This window comes from Robertmurraya kyonggiensis (assembly GCF_005116465.1).
Lineage (GTDB): Bacteria > Bacillota > Bacilli > Bacillales > Cytobacillaceae > Robertmurraya > Robertmurraya kyonggiensis.
The window spans coordinates 19,862-39,161 of the sequence record NZ_SWBM01000010.1; the positions used below are offsets into that span (position 1 = coordinate 19,862).

At 40.5% G+C, this 19,300-nt stretch carries 19 protein-coding genes and 1 other annotated feature (1 of these 20 only partly in view); all 19 genes read left to right on the forward strand.

From position 1 onward, the window contains the following. Window positions 1-52: a sequence feature (ribosomal protein L10 leader region), on the forward strand; it begins 95 nt to the left of the window's first position. A 34-nt stretch (window positions 53-86) separates the two neighbouring features. Continuing rightward, window positions 87-587 (forward strand): 50S ribosomal protein L10, encoded by a 501-nt coding sequence (rplJ, locus tag FA727_RS22195; RefSeq protein ID WP_136833669.1) that lies wholly within the window; start codon window positions 87-89, stop codon window positions 585-587. A gap of 58 nt (window positions 588-645) precedes the next feature. After that, entirely contained in the window at window positions 646-1,008 is a 363-nt protein-coding gene (rplL, locus tag FA727_RS22200; RefSeq protein ID WP_126410582.1) for a 50S ribosomal protein L7/L12, read from the forward strand. A gap of 122 nt (window positions 1,009-1,130) precedes the next feature. Beyond that, a complete protein-coding gene (locus FA727_RS22205; RefSeq protein ID WP_136833670.1) occupies window positions 1,131-1,736 on the forward strand; it encodes a class I SAM-dependent methyltransferase in 606 nt (201 codons plus the stop codon). 273 nt (window positions 1,737-2,009) lie between these two features. After that, the gene (rpoB, locus tag FA727_RS22210) at window positions 2,010-5,567 is read left to right on the forward strand and encodes a DNA-directed RNA polymerase subunit beta (RefSeq protein ID WP_136833671.1); all 3,558 of its coding nucleotides are present in this window, start codon (window positions 2,010-2,012) and stop codon (window positions 5,565-5,567) included. A 115-nt stretch (window positions 5,568-5,682) separates the two neighbouring features. After that, window positions 5,683-9,282, forward strand: a complete 3,600-nt coding sequence (rpoC, locus tag FA727_RS22215) for a DNA-directed RNA polymerase subunit beta' (protein ID WP_136833672.1) — start codon at window positions 5,683-5,685, stop codon at window positions 9,280-9,282. 146 nt (window positions 9,283-9,428) lie between these two features. Beyond that, entirely contained in the window at window positions 9,429-9,677 is a 249-nt protein-coding gene (locus tag FA727_RS22220) for a 50S ribosomal protein L7ae-like protein (protein WP_136833673.1), read from the forward strand. A gap of 102 nt (window positions 9,678-9,779) precedes the next feature. Beyond that, window positions 9,780-10,202: a 30S ribosomal protein S12 gene (rpsL, locus tag FA727_RS22225; RefSeq protein ID WP_136833674.1), complete on the forward strand. Its 423-nt coding sequence runs from the start codon at window positions 9,780-9,782 to the stop codon at window positions 10,200-10,202. Between the two features lie 41 nt (window positions 10,203-10,243). Further along, window positions 10,244-10,714 (forward strand): 30S ribosomal protein S7, encoded by a 471-nt coding sequence (gene rpsG / locus FA727_RS22230; protein ID WP_126410588.1) that lies wholly within the window; start codon window positions 10,244-10,246, stop codon window positions 10,712-10,714. Window positions 10,715-10,777: 63 nt separating this feature from the next. Beyond that, window positions 10,778-12,856, forward strand: coding sequence for an elongation factor G (fusA, locus tag FA727_RS22235; RefSeq protein WP_136833675.1), 2,079 nt, complete (start codon window positions 10,778-10,780; stop codon window positions 12,854-12,856). 117 nt (window positions 12,857-12,973) lie between these two features. Then, window positions 12,974-14,161, forward strand: coding sequence for an elongation factor Tu (gene tuf, locus FA727_RS22240; RefSeq protein WP_126410590.1), 1,188 nt, complete (start codon window positions 12,974-12,976; stop codon window positions 14,159-14,161). 64 nt (window positions 14,162-14,225) lie between these two features. Beyond that, window positions 14,226-14,426, forward strand: coding sequence for a hypothetical protein (locus tag FA727_RS24205; protein WP_158318950.1), 201 nt, complete (start codon window positions 14,226-14,228; stop codon window positions 14,424-14,426). Window positions 14,427-15,130: 704 nt separating this feature from the next. Beyond that, window positions 15,131-15,439, forward strand: coding sequence for a 30S ribosomal protein S10 (gene rpsJ, locus FA727_RS22245; RefSeq protein WP_003354783.1), 309 nt, complete (start codon window positions 15,131-15,133; stop codon window positions 15,437-15,439). A 77-nt stretch (window positions 15,440-15,516) separates the two neighbouring features. Further along, window positions 15,517-16,143 (forward strand): 50S ribosomal protein L3, encoded by a 627-nt coding sequence (rplC, locus tag FA727_RS22250; protein ID WP_136833676.1) that lies wholly within the window; start codon window positions 15,517-15,519, stop codon window positions 16,141-16,143. Window positions 16,144-16,172: 29 nt separating this feature from the next. Next, entirely contained in the window at window positions 16,173-16,796 is a 624-nt protein-coding gene (gene rplD, locus FA727_RS22255; protein ID WP_126410592.1) for a 50S ribosomal protein L4, read from the forward strand. Continuing rightward, window positions 16,796-17,080, forward strand: a complete 285-nt coding sequence (gene rplW, locus FA727_RS22260; protein WP_126410593.1) for a 50S ribosomal protein L23 — start codon at window positions 16,796-16,798, stop codon at window positions 17,078-17,080. Before rplD ends, rplW begins: the two co-directional genes overlap by 1 nt. A 31-nt stretch (window positions 17,081-17,111) precedes the next feature. Continuing rightward, window positions 17,112-17,942, forward strand: coding sequence for a 50S ribosomal protein L2 (rplB, locus tag FA727_RS22265; RefSeq protein ID WP_136833677.1), 831 nt, complete (start codon window positions 17,112-17,114; stop codon window positions 17,940-17,942). A 60-nt stretch (window positions 17,943-18,002) separates the two neighbouring features. Further along, a complete protein-coding gene (gene rpsS, locus FA727_RS22270; RefSeq protein WP_126410595.1) occupies window positions 18,003-18,281 on the forward strand; it encodes a 30S ribosomal protein S19 in 279 nt (92 codons plus the stop codon). Between the two features lie 17 nt (window positions 18,282-18,298). After that, a complete protein-coding gene (rplV, locus tag FA727_RS22275) occupies window positions 18,299-18,640 on the forward strand; it encodes a 50S ribosomal protein L22 (protein WP_126410596.1) in 342 nt (113 codons plus the stop codon). Between the two features lie 2 nt (window positions 18,641-18,642). After that, a complete protein-coding gene (gene rpsC, locus FA727_RS22280; protein WP_126410597.1) occupies window positions 18,643-19,299 on the forward strand; it encodes a 30S ribosomal protein S3 in 657 nt (218 codons plus the stop codon). Window position 19,300: the final 1 nt, after the last annotated feature.

Here is a 19,300-nt window from a genome sequence, read left to right on the forward strand (position 1 = left end):
ATTGTATACTTCCTCCATGTCTGTAAAGATGTGGAGGTTTTTATATGCATCGGTATGAATGTAGAAAATCTACAGGAGGTGTAAAGATGAGCAACGCTATCGATCAAAAGAAATTAATCGTAGACGAAATTGCTGACAAACTAAAATCAAGTGTATCAACAGTTGTTGTTGACTACCGTGGTTTAAACGTTGGTGAAGTTACTGAACTTCGTAAACAACTTCGTGAAGCTGGCGTTGAGTTCAAGGTTTACAAAAACACTTTAACTCGTCGTGCTACAGAAGCTACTGAACTTACAGGATTGAATGAGGTTCTTACTGGACCAAACGCAATCGCGTTCAGTGCAGAAGATGTTGTTGCACCAGCAAAAATCTTGAGCGATTTTGCTAAAAAGCATGAAGCTCTTGAAATTAAAGCAGGTGTTATCGAAGGAAACATCGCTTCAGTTGAAGATATTAAAGCTCTTGCGGATCTACCATCTCGCGAAGGTTTACTATCTATGTTACTCAGCGTGCTTCAAGCACCTATCCGCAACCTTGCTCTTGCTACAAAAGCAGTTGCAGATCAAAAAGAAGAACAAGGCGCGTAAGCTAGCATTATCTTCGGTTTATTAAAATAAAACTATTATTCCAAGGAGGAAAATAATCATGACTAAAGAACAAATCATTGAAGCAGTTAAAAATATGACTGTTTTAGAATTAAACGACTTAGTAAAAGCTATTGAAGAAGAATTTGGTGTAACTGCTGCTGCTCCTGTAGCTGTAGTTGGAGCTGCTGCTGGTGCTGCTGCTGAAGAAAAAACTGATTTTGATGTAATCTTAGCTTCTGCTGGAGATCAAAAAATCAAAGTTATCAAGGTTGTTCGTGAAATCACAGGTCTTGGACTTAAAGAAGCAAAAGAACTTGTTGATAACACTCCAAAAGCACTTAAAGAAGGAGCTTCTAAAGAAGAAGCTGAAGAAATCAAAGCTAAGCTTGAAGAAGTTGGCGCTAACGTAGAAGTTAAGTAATTTCTGTTTGATATGAAAAAGCTCGCTATTATGGCGAGCTTTTTTTGCATTTTGTGTTTGCTTTTTTTATTATTAGATTCAGGGTCATTTGTATGGAGGACCTTAAAGGTTGAGGTGAAAAAATGTCTGAACATTACTATTCTCGAGAACAAAAGGTAGAAAGTAATCCAACTTATTGGGATTTTACTTTAAGAAATCACAAACTCAAATTCAAAACCGATAACGGGGTGTTCTCGAAAAGAGAAGTCGATTTTGGCTCTCGATTATTAGTTGAGACATTCGAGGTACCAGAAGTCGAAGGAGATCTATTGGATGTCGGTTGTGGGTACGGCCCGATTGGACTTTCGATCGCGAAGGATACAGGCCGTGATGTACATATGGTCGATGTGAATGAACGTGCACTTTCGCTAGCAAAAGAAAATGCTGAGCTCAATAACATTTCCGATGTTTCTATTTATGAAAGTAATTGTCTCGATCAGGTAAAACATAAAGAGTTTGCTGCGATTTTAACGAATCCTCCAATACGCGCTGGCAAAAAGGTTGTTCATCAAATTTTTGAACAAAGCTTTTCTTATCTAAAAGATCAAGGGGAGCTTTGGGTTGTCATTCAAAAAAAACAGGGAGCACCTTCAGCGATCGAGAAAATTACTGAGTTATTTGGCGGTGTAGAGACGGTTGAAAAGAAAAAAGGATATTTTATTTTACGTGCGAAAAAATATTTGACTTGACATTTTCACTATGTTAACATTATACAATGCCAACATAATATGATCTGGTCCACATACTAATTCCAACAACATTGTATAAAGTTGGTATGGGTGGGAAAAACTAACAAAATAATAGTTCGTAATATGGAAAATGTGGTTTTTGAGAATAAAACCCTTTTTCTTTTTGTCTTATAAGACGAGGCCTTTTGGATTGTTTTAGCCAATCAAGGCGCCTTTTGTTTTATGAGACTGGCAATAGATGCACTATAACGCTTGATTTGAGGGGTGAATCAGTTGACAGGTCAACTAGTTCAGTATGGACGACACCGTAGGCGGAGAAGTTACGCACGAATCAGTGAAGTTTTAGAATTACCAAATCTTATTGAAATCCAAACCTCTTCATATCAATGGTTTCTTGATGAGGGATTACGTGAAATGTTCCAAGATATTTCACCAATCGAGGACTTCACAGGTAATTTATCACTTGAATTTATTGATTACAGCCTAGGCGAACCAAAATATTCCGTTGCGGAATCAAAAGAACGAGATGTTACATACTCTGCACCATTACGTGTAAAAGTTCGTCTTGTTAACAAAGAAACTGGTGAAGTGAAAGATCAGGATGTCTTCATGGGTGATTTCCCATTAATGACAGAGACTGGTACTTTTGTCATCAATGGCGCAGAGCGCGTTATCGTATCCCAATTAGTACGTTCACCAAGTGTGTACTATAGCGGAAAACTTGATAAAAACGGCAAGAAGGGCTTTACTGCTACAGTAATACCGAACCGTGGTGCTTGGTTAGAGTACGAAACGGATGTCAAAGATGTTGTTTACGTCAGAATAGATCGTACAAGGAAGTTACCTGTTACGGTTCTTTTGCGTGCTCTTGGATTTGGTTCTGATCAAGAGATTATTGATTTAATCGGTGAAAACGAATATCTTCGTAATACTCTTGAAAAAGACAATACAGAAGGCACTGACAAAGCACTATTAGAAATCTATGAGCGTCTACGCCCAGGTGAACCACCAACTGTAGAAAACGCGAAAAGCCTCTTGGTTTCAAGATTTTTTGATCCAAAACGTTATGATTTAGCTAATGTAGGTCGATACAAGATCAATAAAAAGCTTCATATAAAGAATCGCTTGTTTAATCAGCGACTTGCTGAAACGCTAGTGGATCCTGAAACAGGTGAAATTATTGCCGAAAAGGGAGTATTATTAGATCGTCGTACATTAGATCGTATTCTTCCTCATTTAGAAAAGAATATTGGTTTCCAAACACAAAGCCCAGTTGGTGGCGTAGTGGAAAATGATGTTCTTTTACAATCCATTAAAATTTACGCTCCAAATGATGATGGTGAAAAAGCTATTAACGTCATCGGAAATGCATATGTAGAAGAGGCAGTTAAAAACATTTCACCAGCTGACATCATTGCGTCTATTAGTTATTTCTTCAACTTACTACATGGTGTTGGAGATACAGATGACATCGACCATTTAGGTAACCGTCGTTTACGTTCTGTTGGTGAGCTGTTGCAAAACCAATTCCGTATCGGTCTTTCTAGAATGGAACGTGTTGTTCGTGAAAGAATGTCGATCCAAGACACGAATACAATTACGCCTCAACAGCTAATTAACATTCGTCCTGTGATCGCGTCTATTAAAGAGTTCTTCGGAAGCTCGCAATTATCTCAGTTCATGGATCAAACGAATCCTTTAGCAGAATTAACGCATAAGCGCCGTCTTTCAGCCTTAGGGCCTGGTGGTTTAACGCGTGAACGTGCGGGGATGGAGGTACGTGACGTACACTATTCTCACTATGGACGTATGTGTCCAATCGAGACTCCTGAAGGTCCAAACATTGGATTGATTAACTCATTATCTTCTTATGCAAAAGTAAATCGATTTGGATTTATTGAAACTCCATACCGTCGTGTTGACCCTGAAACAGGGAAAGTAACAAACACAATAGATTATTTAACTGCTGACGAAGAAGATAACTATGTTGTAGCCCAAGCGAATGCTCGCTTAGGTGACGATGGTTCATTCTTAGATGATCAAATCATCTCTCGTTTCAGAGGGGAAAACACAGTTGTTAACAGAGAACGTATTGACTATATGGACGTATCTCCAAAGCAGGTTGTATCTGCTGCGACAGCATGTATCCCGTTCTTAGAAAACGATGACTCCAACCGTGCCCTAATGGGTGCAAACATGCAGCGACAAGCTGTTCCATTAATGCAACCAGAAGCTCCAAGAGTAGGAACAGGTATGGAATATGTATCTGGTAAAGACTCTGGTGCAGCTGTAATCTGTAAGCATGAAGGAATCGTGGAACACGTTGAAGCGCGTGAAATTTGGGTGCGTCGTGTAGCTGAAGTGGACGGTAAAGAAGTAAAAGGTGATCTGGATAAATACAAGCTGTTGAAATTTGTCCGTTCTAACCAAGGTACTTGTTATAACCAACGTCCGATCGTTGCAACAGGTGACCGTGTTACAAAAGGAGAAATCCTTGCAGACGGTCCATCTATGGAACTAGGAGAGCTTGCTCTTGGACGTAACGTACTAGTTGCCTTCATGACATGGGATGGTTACAACTATGAGGATGCCATCATCATGAGTGAACGACTTGTAAAAGATGATGTTTATACTTCTATTCATATTGAAGAATATGAATCAGAGTCTCGTGATACAAAATTAGGACCAGAAGAGATCACTCGTGACATTCCGAACGTTGGGGAAGATGCGCTTAGAAATCTTGATGAGCGTGGAATTATTCGCATCGGTGCGGAAGTAAAAGACGGGGACTTACTGGTTGGTAAGGTTACACCTAAAGGGGTAACTGAGTTAACAGCTGAAGAGCGTCTTTTACATGCAATCTTTGGTGAAAAAGCTCGTGAAGTACGTGATACATCTCTACGTGTTCCACATGGTGGTGGCGGTATCGTTCACGATGTTAAAGTCTTTAACCGTGAAGATGGAGATGAACTTCCTCCAGGTGTAAATCAGCTTGTTCGTGTTTATATCGTTCAAAAACGTAAAATTCACGAAGGTGATAAGATGGCTGGACGTCACGGTAACAAAGGGGTTATCTCTCGTCTATTACCGGAAGAAGATATGCCTTATTTACCTGATGGTACACCAGTTGATATCATGTTAAACCCACTAGGGGTTCCTTCTCGTATGAACATCGGTCAGGTGTTAGAGCTTCATTTAGGTATGGCAGCTAGAGCACTAGGCATTCATGTTGCATCACCAGTATTTGACGGTGCGCGTGAGGAAGATGTTTGGGGAACAATTGAAGAAGCTGGAATGGCACGTGATGCGAAAACGGTTCTATATGATGGACGTTCAGGCGAACCATTCGATAACCGTGTATCTGTTGGGGTCATGTACATGATCAAGCTTGCGCACATGGTTGACGATAAACTCCATGCACGTTCTACAGGTCCTTACTCACTTGTAACGCAGCAACCACTTGGTGGTAAAGCGCAGTTCGGTGGTCAGCGATTTGGTGAGATGGAGGTTTGGGCATTAGAAGCTTACGGTGCGGCATATACACTTCAAGAAATCTTGACTGTAAAGTCGGATGACGTTGTTGGACGTGTGAAAACATATGAAGCGATCGTTAAAGGTGAAAATGTTCCTGAACCAGGTGTTCCTGAATCATTCCGCGTATTAATGAAAGAACTTCAGAGCTTAGGTATGGATGTTAAAATCCTGTCTGGCGATGAAAAAGAAATCGAAATGCGCGACTTAGAGGATGATGAAGAACAACAAGCAGAATCCTTAACAGTTGCTCCAATCCAAGAAGAATTTGAATCTGAAATTGTCGGTTCAAAAGAATAAATAAATTGTACGTGAAATAATACTACGCCATTTTCTCATTCCATCTTTGGGAGTGGGAAAATGGTAGTTAAGGCTATAAGGGTAAAACCTGTAGATTATGAGGGAGGTAGGCCCCTTGCTAGATGTCAATAATTTTGAGTATATGAAAATTGGTCTTGCTTCACCCGATAAAATTCGTTCATGGTCTTTCGGAGAAGTAAAGAAGCCAGAAACAATCAACTATCGTACCTTAAAGCCAGAGAAGGACGGACTATTTTGTGAGCGTATCTTTGGACCACAGAAAGACTGGGAATGTCACTGTGGAAAATATAAGCGTGTCCGTTATAAAGGTGTAGTCTGTGATCGCTGTGGTGTAGAAGTAACTCGTGCAAAAGTTCGTCGTGAACGCATGGGTCATATCGAATTAGCAGCTCCTGTTTCTCACATTTGGTATTTCAAAGGAATTCCAAGCAGAATGGGCTTAATTCTAGATATGTCACCTCGTGCTTTAGAAGAAGTTATCTATTTTGCTTCTTATGTTGTAACAGAGCCAGGCGATACGCCACTAGAAAAGAAACAGCTTTTATCCGAAAAAGAATATCGTGCTTATCGTGATAAGTACGGCAACAAATTCCAAGCTTCTATGGGTGCGGAATCCATTAAAAAGCTTCTATCTGATATCGATTTAGATAAAGAAGTAGATGCTTTAAAAGAAGAATTAAAAACTGCTCAAGGTCAGCGCCGTACAAGAGCAATCAAACGCCTTGAAGTACTAGAAGCATTCCGTAATTCTGGAAACGAACCATCTTGGATGATCCTAGATGTTCTACCAGTAATTCCACCGGAACTTCGCCCAATGGTGCAATTAGATGGTGGTCGTTTTGCGACTTCTGACTTAAACGATTTATATCGTCGCGTCATTAACCGTAACAACCGTCTAAAGCGTCTATTAGATTTAGGTGCTCCAAGTATTATTGTTCAAAACGAAAAGCGTATGCTACAGGAAGCTGTAGATGCTCTAATCGATAATGGTCGTCGTGGTCGTCCTGTTACAGGACCAGGTAACCGTCCATTGAAATCTCTTTCTCATATGCTTAAAGGGAAGCAAGGACGTTTCCGTCAAAACCTACTAGGTAAGCGTGTTGACTACTCTGGTCGTTCCGTTATCGTCGTAGGTCCAAACCTTAAGATGTACCAATGCGGTCTGCCTAAGGAAATGGCGATTGAATTATTCAAGCCTTTCGTAATGAAGGAGCTTGTTGAAAAGGGCTTAGCTCATAATATAAAATCTGCAAAGCGTAAAATTGAGCGCTTATCTCCTGAAATTTGGGATGTGCTTGAAGACGTTATTAAGGAGCATCCGGTTCTGTTAAACCGTGCCCCAACTCTACACATACTTGGAATTCAAGCATTTGAACCAACTCTTGTAGAAGGTCGTGCAATTCGCTTGCATCCACTTGTTTGTACAGCTTACAACGCCGACTTTGACGGTGACCAAATGGCGGTACACGTACCATTATCTGCAGAAGCACAAGCTGAAGCTAGACTTCTAATGCTTGCTGCTCAAAACATTCTAAACCCTAAAGATGGAAAACCTGTTGTTACGCCATCTCAGGATATGGTATTAGGTAACTACTACCTGACTTTAGAACGTAAAGATGCTGTTGGAGAAGGTATGATCTTCAAGGATACGAATGAAGCATTGATTGCTTACCAAAATGGCTATGTTCATTTACACACTCGTATCGCGGTTCATGCAGGTTCTTTAAACAACGAAACGTTCACAGAAGAACAAAACAACATGTTGTTAGTTACAACTGTTGGTAAGCTTGTTTTCAATGAAATTTTACCGAAATCTTTCCCTTATATTAACGAACCGACAAAGGAAAATCTTGAAGAAGAAACACCAAAGAAATACTTTGTTGAAAAAGGTGCGGATATTAAGGAATTGATTAAGAGTCTACCAATCGTAGACCCATTCAAGAAAAAGATTCTTGGAAATATCATTGCGGAAGTATTCAAACGCTTCAAGATTACTGAAACATCAAAAATGCTTGATCGCATGAAGAATCTTGGATTCAGATACTCCACTAAAGCAGGTATTACTGTTGGTGTGGCAGATATCGTTGTTTTAAAAGAAAAGAAAGAAATTATCGATGAAGCACAAATTAAGGTAGATAACGTCCTGAAGCAATTCAGACGTGGTTTAATCACAGAAGAAGAGCGTTATGACCGTGTTATTTCTATCTGGAGTGCTGCAAAGGATAATATTCAAGCAAAACTAATGAAGTCTTTAGAGAAAACGAACCCGATCTTCATGATGAGTGATTCTGGTGCCCGTGGTAACGCATCGAACTTCACGCAGCTTGCGGGTATGCGTGGATTGATGGCCAACCCGGCTGGTCGTATCATCGAATTACCGATCATCTCAAGTTTCCGTGAAGGATTAACAGTATTAGAATACTTTATTTCTACTCACGGAGCGCGTAAAGGTCTTGCCGATACAGCTCTTAAAACAGCTGACTCAGGTTACCTAACTCGTCGTCTTGTAGACGTGGCACAGGATGTTATCGTTCGTGATGATGACTGTGGAACTGATCGTGGTCTATTAGTAGCAGCTCTAAGAGATGGAACTGAAATAATTGAAGCTCTAGATGAGCGTTTAATCGGTCGTTATGCAAGAAGAGCGATTAAGCACCCCGAAACAAAACAAGTTATGGTACCTGAAAATGGCTTGATTACAGAAGATTTAGCTACTGAGATTGTCGAAGCAGGTGTCGAGGAAGTTTGGATTCGCTCCGCATTTACTTGTAACACTCGTCATGGTGTATGTAAAAAATGTTACGGTCGTAACCTTGCAACTGGTCAAGAAGTTGAAGTGGGAGAAGCAGTTGGTATTATCGCTGCCCAATCAATTGGTGAGCCAGGAACACAGTTAACGATGCGTACATTCCATACAGGTGGGGTTGCCGGAGACGATATTACACAAGGTCTTCCACGTATCCAGGAGATTTTCGAAGCGCGTAATCCGAAAGGTCAAGCGGTTATTTCAGAACTTGATGGTGTTGTTGTTGGCATTAACGAAGGTCGTGATCGTCAACATGAAATCATCGTTCAAGGAGAAATCGAATCTCGCACATATACAGCGCCTTATACAGCTCGTCTAAAAGTCGCAATCAATGACCAAGTTGTTATCGGTCAAGAATTGACAGAGGGTTCCATCGATCCGAAGGAATTAATCAAAGTCAAAGACGTGACGTCTGTACAAGAGTACTTGCTTAAAGAGGTTCAAAAGGTATACCGTATGCAAGGGGTAGAAATTGGGGATAAGCACGTAGAAGTAATGGTTCGCCAAATGCTTCGTAAAATCCGTGTAGTAGATGCTGGAGAAACTGAAGTTTTACCAGGTTCACTGCTTGATATCCACCAATTCACTGATGCAAACGAAAAAGCCTTACTTGAAGGTAAATTACCAGCAACGGGTCGCCCAGTGTTACTAGGGATTACGAAAGCATCTCTTGAAACAGATTCCTTCTTATCTGCAGCATCATTCCAAGAAACAACAAGAGTTCTTACTGATGCAGCAATTAAAGGAAAACGCGATGAGTTACTTGGACTTAAAGAAAATGTTATTATCGGTAAACTTGTACCAGCAGGTACTGGTATGCAACGTTACCGTAAAGCAGAACCTGTTGCAGCAGTTGAAGAAACAGAAGATGTTGTAACAGTTGAGTAAATTATCGAATACAATGTGGTACTTGTCGTTTGACAAGTACCACATTTATTCTGATAAATTATCTATAATTGATGTTGACATTGAATATCTATGATGTTAATATAACAAAGGTGCTCCTATTACCTGTTACTTTGGAGGATGTAAAATTGTCTTATGAAAAAGTAATGCAGGCCAAAAATTTTATAGTAGGAACAAAGCAAACGGTCAAAGCTTTACGGGATGGAAACGTAAAGGAAGTATTAGTGGCTATGGATGCTGCTCCAATGGTAACAGCCAAAGTCATCGATACAGCTGAAGAACTGAACATTCCGATCACCTATGTGGATTCAATGAAATCCTTAGGGAAAGCATGCTCCATAGAGGTCGGTGCCGCAACCGTTGCATTAACCCATTAAAAACTGTTTTTGTAGAGTGATCTGCAAGGACTTTGTTTTTTGCTTCAAAATGAACCACCTGGATGTGTGGGCTTAACGAAAAAGTGAAGGGAGGAAACATAAATGCCTACTATTAACCAATTAGTGCGCAAGCCTCGTCAATCAAAAGAGGAAAAGTCAAAATCACCTGCGCTAAACAAAGGTTACAACAGCTTCAAAAAAGCACAAACTGACGTATCATCTCCACAAAAGCGTGGTGTATGTACTCGTGTTGGTACAATGACTCCGAAAAAACCAAACTCTGCGTTACGTAAATATGCTCGTGTACGTTTAACTAACGGCATCGAGGTAACTGCATATATTCCTGGTATCGGACACAACCTACAAGAGCACAGCGTTGTATTAATCCGTGGCGGACGTGTAAAGGACTTACCAGGGGTACGTTACCATATCGTTCGTGGAGCATTAGATACAGCTGGTGTTAACAACCGTATGCAAGGTCGTTCTAAGTACGGTACGAAGAAACCTAAAGCAGCAAAAAAATAATCAAATAGAAATTATAAGCTTCTTTGAAAGGAGGAAGACAGATGCCACGTAAAGGACCTGTAGCAAAAAGAGACGTATTACCAGATCCGATTTACAATTCAAAGCTAATCAGTCGTCTAATCAACAAAATGATGGTTGACGGTAAGAGAGGTAAATCTCAATCTATTCTTTACTCATCATTCGATATCATTCGTGAACGTACTGGCAAAGATCCAATGGAAGTATTCGATCAAGCATTAAAGAACATCATGCCTGTACTAGAAGTTAAAGCACGCCGTGTAGGTGGTTCTAACTATCAAGTACCAGTAGAGGTGCGCCCAGATCGTCGTACAACTCTTGGTCTTCGTTGGTTAGTAAACTATTCACGTCTTCGCGGAGAAAAGACAATGGAAGAGCGTTTAGCTAACGAAATTCTAGATGCAGCTAACAACACTGGTGCATCAGTTAAGAAACGTGAAGATACACACAAAATGGCTGAAGCTAACAAAGCATTCGCTCATTATCGTTGGTAGAATTTACTTTTACTATTATAAAAACAAACTAAAAAACACTCATATGAGAAAGGAGAAATACCAATGGCAAGAGAGTTCTCCTTAGCAAATACAAGAAACATCGGTATCATGGCTCACATTGATGCTGGTAAAACAACAACAACTGAGCGCGTACTTTATTACACTGGTAAGATTCATAAAATCGGTGAAACACATGAAGGTGCGTCTCAGATGGACTGGATGGAACAGGAACAAGAACGTGGTATTACAATTACATCTGCAGCCACAACTGCACAATGGAAAGGTCACCGCGTTAACATCATCGATACACCAGGACACGTAGACTTCACAGTTGAAGTTGAACGTTCCCTACGTGTATTAGATGGTGCAGTTGCTGTACTTGATGCACAGTCTGGTGTTGAGCCTCAAACTGAAACAGTTTGGCGCCAAGCAACAACATACGGCGTACCGCGTGTTGTATTTGTAAACAAGATGGACAAAATTGGTGCTGATTTCAAGTATTCAATCAAAACGATTCATGATCGCTTACAAGCAAATGCTGCAGCAATTCAACTTCCAATTGGAGCTGAAGATCAATTCTCAGCTATCATTGACTTAGTTGAAATGAACGCAACATTCTACGGTAACGACCTTGGAACTGACATTGAGGTACGTGAAATTCCTGAAGAGTACCAAGCTGAAGCAGAAGAATACCGTGAGAAATTAATCGAAGCGGTATCTGAATTTGACGAAGAGTTAATGGAAAAATACCTTGGTGGTGAAGAAATCACTGCTGAAGACCTGAAAGCAGCAATTCGTAAAGGTACTGTTAACGTTGAATTCTACCCTGTTATCTGTGGTTCTGCATTCAAAAACAAAGGTGTTCAAAAAATGCTTGACGCTGTTATTGACTACCTACCATCTCCACTAGATGTTCCTGCTATTAAAGGAACACTTCCAGATAGTGATGAAGTAGTTGAACGTCATTCAAGTGATGAAGAGCCGTTCTCAGCTCTAGCGTTCAAAGTTATGACTGACCCTTATGTTGGTAAATTAACATTCTTCCGTGTGTACTCTGGTACACTAAGCTCAGGTTCGTACGTTCAAAACTCTACTAAAGGTAAGCGTGAGCGTGTAGGACGTATCCTACAAATGCATGCTAACAGCCGTGAAGAGATTTCAATGGTATACGCAGGGGATATCGCTGCTGCTGTAGGTCTTAAAGATACTACAACTGGTGATACACTATGTGATGAAAAGAGCCTAGTTATCCTTGAGTCTATGGAATTCCCAGAGCCAGTTATTCAATTATCTATCGAGCCTAAGTCTAAGGCTGACCAAGATAAAATGACTACTGCTCTACAAAAGCTACAAGAAGAAGATCCTACATTCCGTGCGCATACTGACCAGGAGACTGGACAGGTTATCATCGCAGGTATGGGTGAACTTCACTTAGATATTCTAGTAGACCGTATGCGCCGTGAATTCAAAGTAGAAGCTAATGTTGGTGCTCCTCAGGTTGCTTACCGCGAAACAATCCGTTCTTCTGCATCTGTAGAAGGAAAGTTTGCTCGCCAATCTGGTGGACGTGGACAATTCGGACACGTTTGGATTGAATTCTCTCCAAACGAAGAAGGAAAAGGCTTCGAATTCGAAAACGGTATCGTCGGTGGGGTTGTTCCTCGTGAATACATTCCTGCTGTTCAAGCTGGTCTTGTTGAATCACTTGACAGAGGTCTTCTTGCAGGATACCCAGTAGTAGATATCAAAGCTCGTCTATTTGACGGTTCTTACCATGATGTCGACTCTTCTGAAATGGCGTTCAAAATTGCCGCTTCTATGGCTCTTAAAAACGCAGCTTCTAAATGTAACCCAGTTATTTTAGAACCAATGATGAGAGTTGAAGTTATCATCCCTGAAGAATACATGGGTGATATCATGGGTAACATCACTTCCCGTCGTGGACGTGTAGAAGGTATGGAAGCTCGTGGTAATGCACAAGTTGTCCGTGCGATGGTTCCTCTTTCTGAAATGTTTGGTTATGCTACAACTTTACGTTCTAGCACTCAAGGTCGCGGTGTGTTCTCAATGCACTTTGACCACTATGAAGAAGTACCAAAATCAATTTCAGAAGAAATCATTAAGAAAAATAAAGGTGAATAATTGATTTTCACCAATATATAAAGTATAACTACTTATGTAAGAGTGGTAAGAAAAGGATCTCCTTTTCTTACTACATCCATATACTTAACTTTTTTATATTAAAGGAGGATTTCCAAAATGGGAAAAGCTAAATTTGACCGTTCAAAACCACACGTTAATATCGGAACTATTGGTCACGTTGACCATGGTAAAACTACTTTAACAGCTGCTATCACAACTGTACTTGCAAAAGCAGGTGGCGGTGAAGCACGCGGATATGACCAAATCGATAACGCGCCAGAAGAAAAAGAGCGTGGAATCACAATCAACACTTCTCACGTTGAGTATGAAACTGCTAACCGTCACTATGCACACGTTGACTGCCCAGGACATGCTGACTATGTTAAGAACATGATCACTGGAGCTGCTCAAATGGACGGCGGTATCTTAGTAGTATCTGCTGCTGATGGCCCAATGCCACAAACTCGTGAGCACATCCTTTTATCTCGTCAGGTAGGTGTACCTTACCTTGTTGTATTCATGAACAAGTGTGATATGGTAGACGACGAAGAGCTTCTTGAATTAGTAGAAATGGAAGTTCGTGACCTATTATCAGAATATGAATTCCCTGGTGATGATATTCCTGTAATCAAGGGTTCTGCTCTTAAGGCTCTTGAAGGAGAAGCAGCTTGGGAAGAAAAAATCGTTGAATTAATGAACGCTGTTGATGAGTATGTTCCAACTCCAACTCGTGACACTGAAAAGCCATTCATGATGCCAGTTGAGGATGTATTCTCAATCACTGGACGTGGAACTGTTGCTACTGGACGTGTAGAGCGCGGACAAGTAAAAGTTGGTGACGTAATCGAAATCATCGGTCTTGCTGAAGAGCCAAAATCAACAACTGTAACAGGTGTTGAAATGTTCCGTAAGCTTCTTGATTATGCTGAAGCTGGAGATAACATCGGTGCACTTCTTCGTGGAGTTGCTCGTGAAGATATCCAACGTGGTCAAGTACTTGCTAAGCCAGGTTCAATTACACCACACACAAAGTTCAAAGCTGAAGTTTACGTTTTATCAAAAGAAGAAGGTGGACGTCATACTCCATTCTTCACAAACTACCGTCCTCAGTTCTACTTCCGTACAACTGACGTAACTGGTATTTGTAATCTTCCTGAAGGCGTAGAAATGGTTATGCCTGGAGATAACATCGAAATGACTGTAGAACTAATCGCTCCAATCGCTATCGAAGAAGGTACAAAGTTCTCTATCCGTGAGGGTGGACGTACTGTTGGCGCTGGTGTAGTTGCTACAATCCAAGAGTAATTATAATTGATAAAAACAGATGGGTGACGACCCATCTGTTTTTTTGTGTTTGATTCTGTTGGAGATGGGTGTTGATGTTGGGGAAGGTCGAAGTAAGAATTTCTTTGCCGCAACTATGGATGTTGAACCCAAATCTATTACTTTGAAAATAGGGATAAAAATTCCGGTTAAAACAGAAATCTTAACAATTTTTCTGCAAATAAGCGGAATTTTTCCGGTTAAGCCATACATTTTTCATGATTTTAAGGCTTCTCAAGTCAATTAAGCGGAAAATCTCAGCCTATTTCAACTAATAACCATCAATCTAACGAAATAAACGGATTTTCTCCGGCTAATTAAGTGGGTACACCTTTTCGAAGAGATGAAAAATCAACAATGGCGGAGCCTTGCCGTCTAAAACATGAAATCGCATAAGAGTTCTAATATATATAGAAGAAACTCGTTTTCAAAAGAATAACGTTCTATCAGAGTAGAGAATCTTATAAATGACGCAGGACTTTTCGGGAGTTATTGGGGGAAAGTTTGAGTGAAAGGTTTATGAAGACAACTATTCCAACCTTACAGCGAACAATGTCCTCATAAACCAAAAGCTCACCAACTTACCGACATAATGCAAGTGCGTGGAGCGAAAATCAATCAGCGAAATCTCAACAAAATAAATAGAGAAAAGTACGTAGAACACTTCCCAAAAAAGATTCCTCTATTTACCGTCTAATTCAATAGTTCGACTATTTCTCGCACACTTGAAAACATCGATACAAGCCTATATAATAAAAAAAGTGTGATGATAAAGAAATGAAATTATAGGTTGCATTTACTTTATGATTCATTGTATAATAGACAATGTTGGTCTTTGACTGCGATGATGTGAAAGGTTGCTGACACACCCGGCCGCTTTGCCATGGCGAGTGTGTGGGAAATTTTCACGGAGAATGTCTATTTTAAAATAGGCGAAAAGGAGGGAAAATAATGGCAAAACAAAAGATTCGTATCCGTTTAAAAGCATATGATCACAGAATTCTTGATCAATCTGCAGAAAAAATTGTAGAAACAGCAAAGCGTTCTGGTGCAGCTGTATCAGGTCCGATACCTCTACCAACTGAAAAGTCTGTTTACACAATCCTACGTGCGGTGCATAAGTACAAGGACTCTCGTGAGCAATTCGAGATGCGTACGCACAAGCGTTTAATCGACATTGTGAACCCAACACCACAAACTGTTGATTCATTAATGCGTTTAGACTTACCATCTGGCGTAGATATCGAAATTAAGCTTTAATTTCTATCTATAAAGATGTTACTAAGAAACTTAATCAATGAAATAAAACAAGATAATCCACAGGAGGTGTGACTATAATGACCAAAGGAATCTTAGGAAGAAAAATCGGTATGACTCAAGTTTTTGCTGAAAATGGTGATCTTATCCCAGTAACAGTTGTTGAGGCTGCTCCAAACGTAGTTCTTCAAAAGAAATCCGATGAAACTGACGGTTACGTATCAGTTCAATTAGGATTTGATGACAAACGTGAAAAGCTTTCAAACAAACCTGAAAAGGGACATGTTGCTAAAGCAAACACTGCTCCTAAGCGCTTCGTACGTGAATTCCGTGGAGAAGGCTTAGCTGAGTTAGAAGTTGGTCAGGAAGTCAAAGTAGATATTTTCGCTGAAGGCGATGTAGTAGATGTAACAGGAATCTCAAAGGGTAAAGGTTTCCAAGGCTCAATCAAGCGTCATGGACAATCTCGCGGACCAATGGCACACGGTTCTCGTTATCACCGTCGCCCAGGTTCAATGGGTCCTGTAGCTCCAAACCGCGTATTCAAAGGTAAAGCATTACCAGGACGTATGGGTGGAGAACAAGTAACTGTACAAAACCTTGAAATTGTAAAGGTTGACGTAGAACGTAACCTTCTATTAATTAAAGGAAACGTACCAGGAGCTAGAAAAGCTCTTTTAAAAATTAAAAGTGCGGTTAAAGCGTAAATATTAAAGGCAGAAAGGAGGAAACAAGAATGCCAAAAGTAACATTGTTTAACCAAGCTGGATCACAAGTTGGAGAAGTTGAACTTAACGATTCCATCTTCGGGATTGAGCCTAATAACCATGTGTTATTTGAAGCTGTTGTAGCTCAAAGAGCTTCTTTACGTCAAGGAACTCATAAAACAAAAATTCGTTCTGAAGTAGCTGGTGGTGGTCGTAAGCCATGGCGTCAAAAAGGAACAGGTCGTGCTCGTCAAGGTTCGATTCGTTCTCCACAATGGCGCGGAGGTGGTACAGTATTTGGACCAGTGCCTCGTAGCTATAGCTACAAATTACCTAAAAAGGTTCGTCGCTTAGCGATTAAATCTGCATTATCTTCTAAAGTATTAGAGGAAAGCATTTTAGTAATTGAAAACCTTGCTTTCGAAACTCCAAAAACAAAAGACTTCAAAGGTTTCCTAAAAGGTCTTTCTGTTGAATCTAAAGCACTAATTGTTACTGCTAACCTTGATGAGAACGTAGCATTATCTGCTCGTAACATCCCTGGTGTAACTGTAGTAACTGCTGAAGGAATCAACGTATTGGATGTTTTAGGTCATGACAAGTTAATCATGACAAAAGCAGCGGTTGAAAAAGTAGAGGAGGTGCTTGCATAATGGATGCACGCGAAATCATTAAGCGCCCCGTTATCACTGAACGTTCAACTGACTTAATGTCTGAGAAAAAATATACATTTGAAGTTGACGTTAGAGCGAACAAAACTCAAGTTAAAGATGCTGTAGAGGAAATCTTTGGTGTTCAAGTTGAGAAAGTAAACGTTCTGAACTATAAAGGCAAATTCAAGCGCATGGGTAAATTCGGCGGTTACACTAACAAACGTCGTAAAGCCATCGTTAAATTAACAGCAGACAGCAAAGAAATCGAATTCTTTGAGGTTTAATTCATTAAAACAAGAAGAGGAGGGAAAATAAATGGCGATTAAAAAGTACAAACCTACCTCTAATGGTCGTCGCGGTATGACAGTTTCTGATTTCGCAGAAATCACTACTGACAAGCCAGAAAAATCATTACTTGCTCCTTTAAAAAGCAAGGGTGGCCGTAACAACCAAGGTAAGTTAACAGTTCGTCATCAAGGTGGCGGTCATAAGCGTCAATATCGTATCATCGATTTTAAACGTAACAAAGATGGCATTCCAGGCCGCGTTGCTACAATCGAGTACGATCCAAACCGTTCCGCAAATATTGCATTAATTAATTATGTTGATGGAGAAAAGCGTTACATCCTAGCTCCTAAGAATTTAGAAGTTGGTATGGAAGTAATGTCTGGACCAGAAGCAGATATCAAAGTAGGGAACTCTCTACCATTAGCTAACATTCCTGTTGGTACAGTAATTCACAACATCGAGTTAAAGCCTGGTAAAGGTGGACAATTAGTACGTTCTGCAGGTACTTCTGCACAGGTTCTTGGTAAAGAAGGCAAGTACGTATTAGTTCGTTTAAACTCTGGTGAAGTACGTATGATTCTTGCTACTTGCCGCGCTACTGTAGGTCAAGTTGGTAACGAACAACACGAACTTATTAAGATTGGTAAAGCAGGTCGTTCTCGTTGGTTAGGTAAGCGCCCAACTGTACGTGGATCTGTAATGAACCCTAACGATCACCCACACGGTGGTGGTGAAGGACGCGCTCCAATTGGACGTAAATCACCAATGTCTCCATGGGGTAAACCAACTCTTGGTGCGAAAACTCGTAAGAAAAACAACAAATCAGATAAATTTATCGTACGTCGTCGTAAAAAATAACGGGATTGAGCTACGGTTCAACTATGGAGCCGTAGGGCAATCACGAAGGGAGGTTCAATCATGGGTCGCAGCTTAAAAAAAGGACCTTTTGTTGATGAACATTTAATGAAAAAGATCGAAAAGCTTAATGAAACAGAAGGCAAGCAAGTGGTAAAGACTTGGTCACGCCGTTCTACGATCTTCCCACAATTCATCGGACACACAATCGCTGTTTATGATGGTCGTAAACATGTACCTGTATACGTCACTGAAGACATGGTCGGTCACAAGCTTGGAGAATTCGCTCCAACTCGTACTTACAAAGGTCATGCAAGTGATGACAAGAAAACAAGACGTTAATGAGAGGAGGCATTCTGATGCAAGCAAAAGCTGTTGTAAGAACAGTCCGTATTGCTCCTCGTAAAGCTCGTTTAGTTGTAGATTTAATTCGAGGAAAGCAAGTCGGTGAAGCAGTAGCGATTTTAAAACATACGCCAAAAGCTGCTTCTCCAATCGTTGAAAAATTATTAAATTCTGCTATGGCAAATGCCGAGCACAATTATGAAATGGACGTTAATAACCTTGTAGTTTCTCAAGTCTTCGTTGACGAGGGACCAACTTTGAAGCGTTTCCGTCCACGTGCAATGGGTCGTGCAAGTGCAATTAACAAACGTACTAGCCACATTACAATCGTATTAACAGAGAAGAAGGAGGGATAATAGTGGGTCAAAAAGTAAATCCAGTCGGTTTGCGTATCGGTGTCATCCGTGATTGGGAGTCCAAGTGGTACGCAGGTAAAGACTACGCTGATCTTTTACACGAAGACCTAAAGGTTCGTGAGTATATCACTAAGCGTTTAAGCGATGCTTCTGTTTCTAAAGTAGAAATCGAGCGTGCTGCTAACCGTGTAAACATCACTATCCATACTGCAAAACCAGGAATGGTTATTGGTAAAGGTGGTACTGAGGTTGAAGCGCTTCGTAAAGCTCTTAACTCACTAACTGGCAAACGTGTTCACATCAACATTCTTGAAATCAAAAAAGCTGATATCGATGCGAAATTGGTTGCGGAGAACATTGCTCGTCAATTAGAAAACCGCGTATCTTTCCGTCGTGCTCAAAAACAAGTTATTCAACGTGCTATGCGCGCTGGTGCAAAAGGTATCAAAACAATGGTATCTGGTCGTCTTGGCGGTGCAGACATCGCTCGTTCTGAGTCTTACAGCGAAGGAACTGTTCCTCTTCATACACTTCGTGCTGATATCGATTATGCTACTGCGGAAGCAGATACAACTTACGGTAAACTTGGCGTAAAAGTATGGATCTATAAGGGAGAAGTCCTTCCAACTAAGAAGAAAACTGAGGAAGGAGGCAAATAAT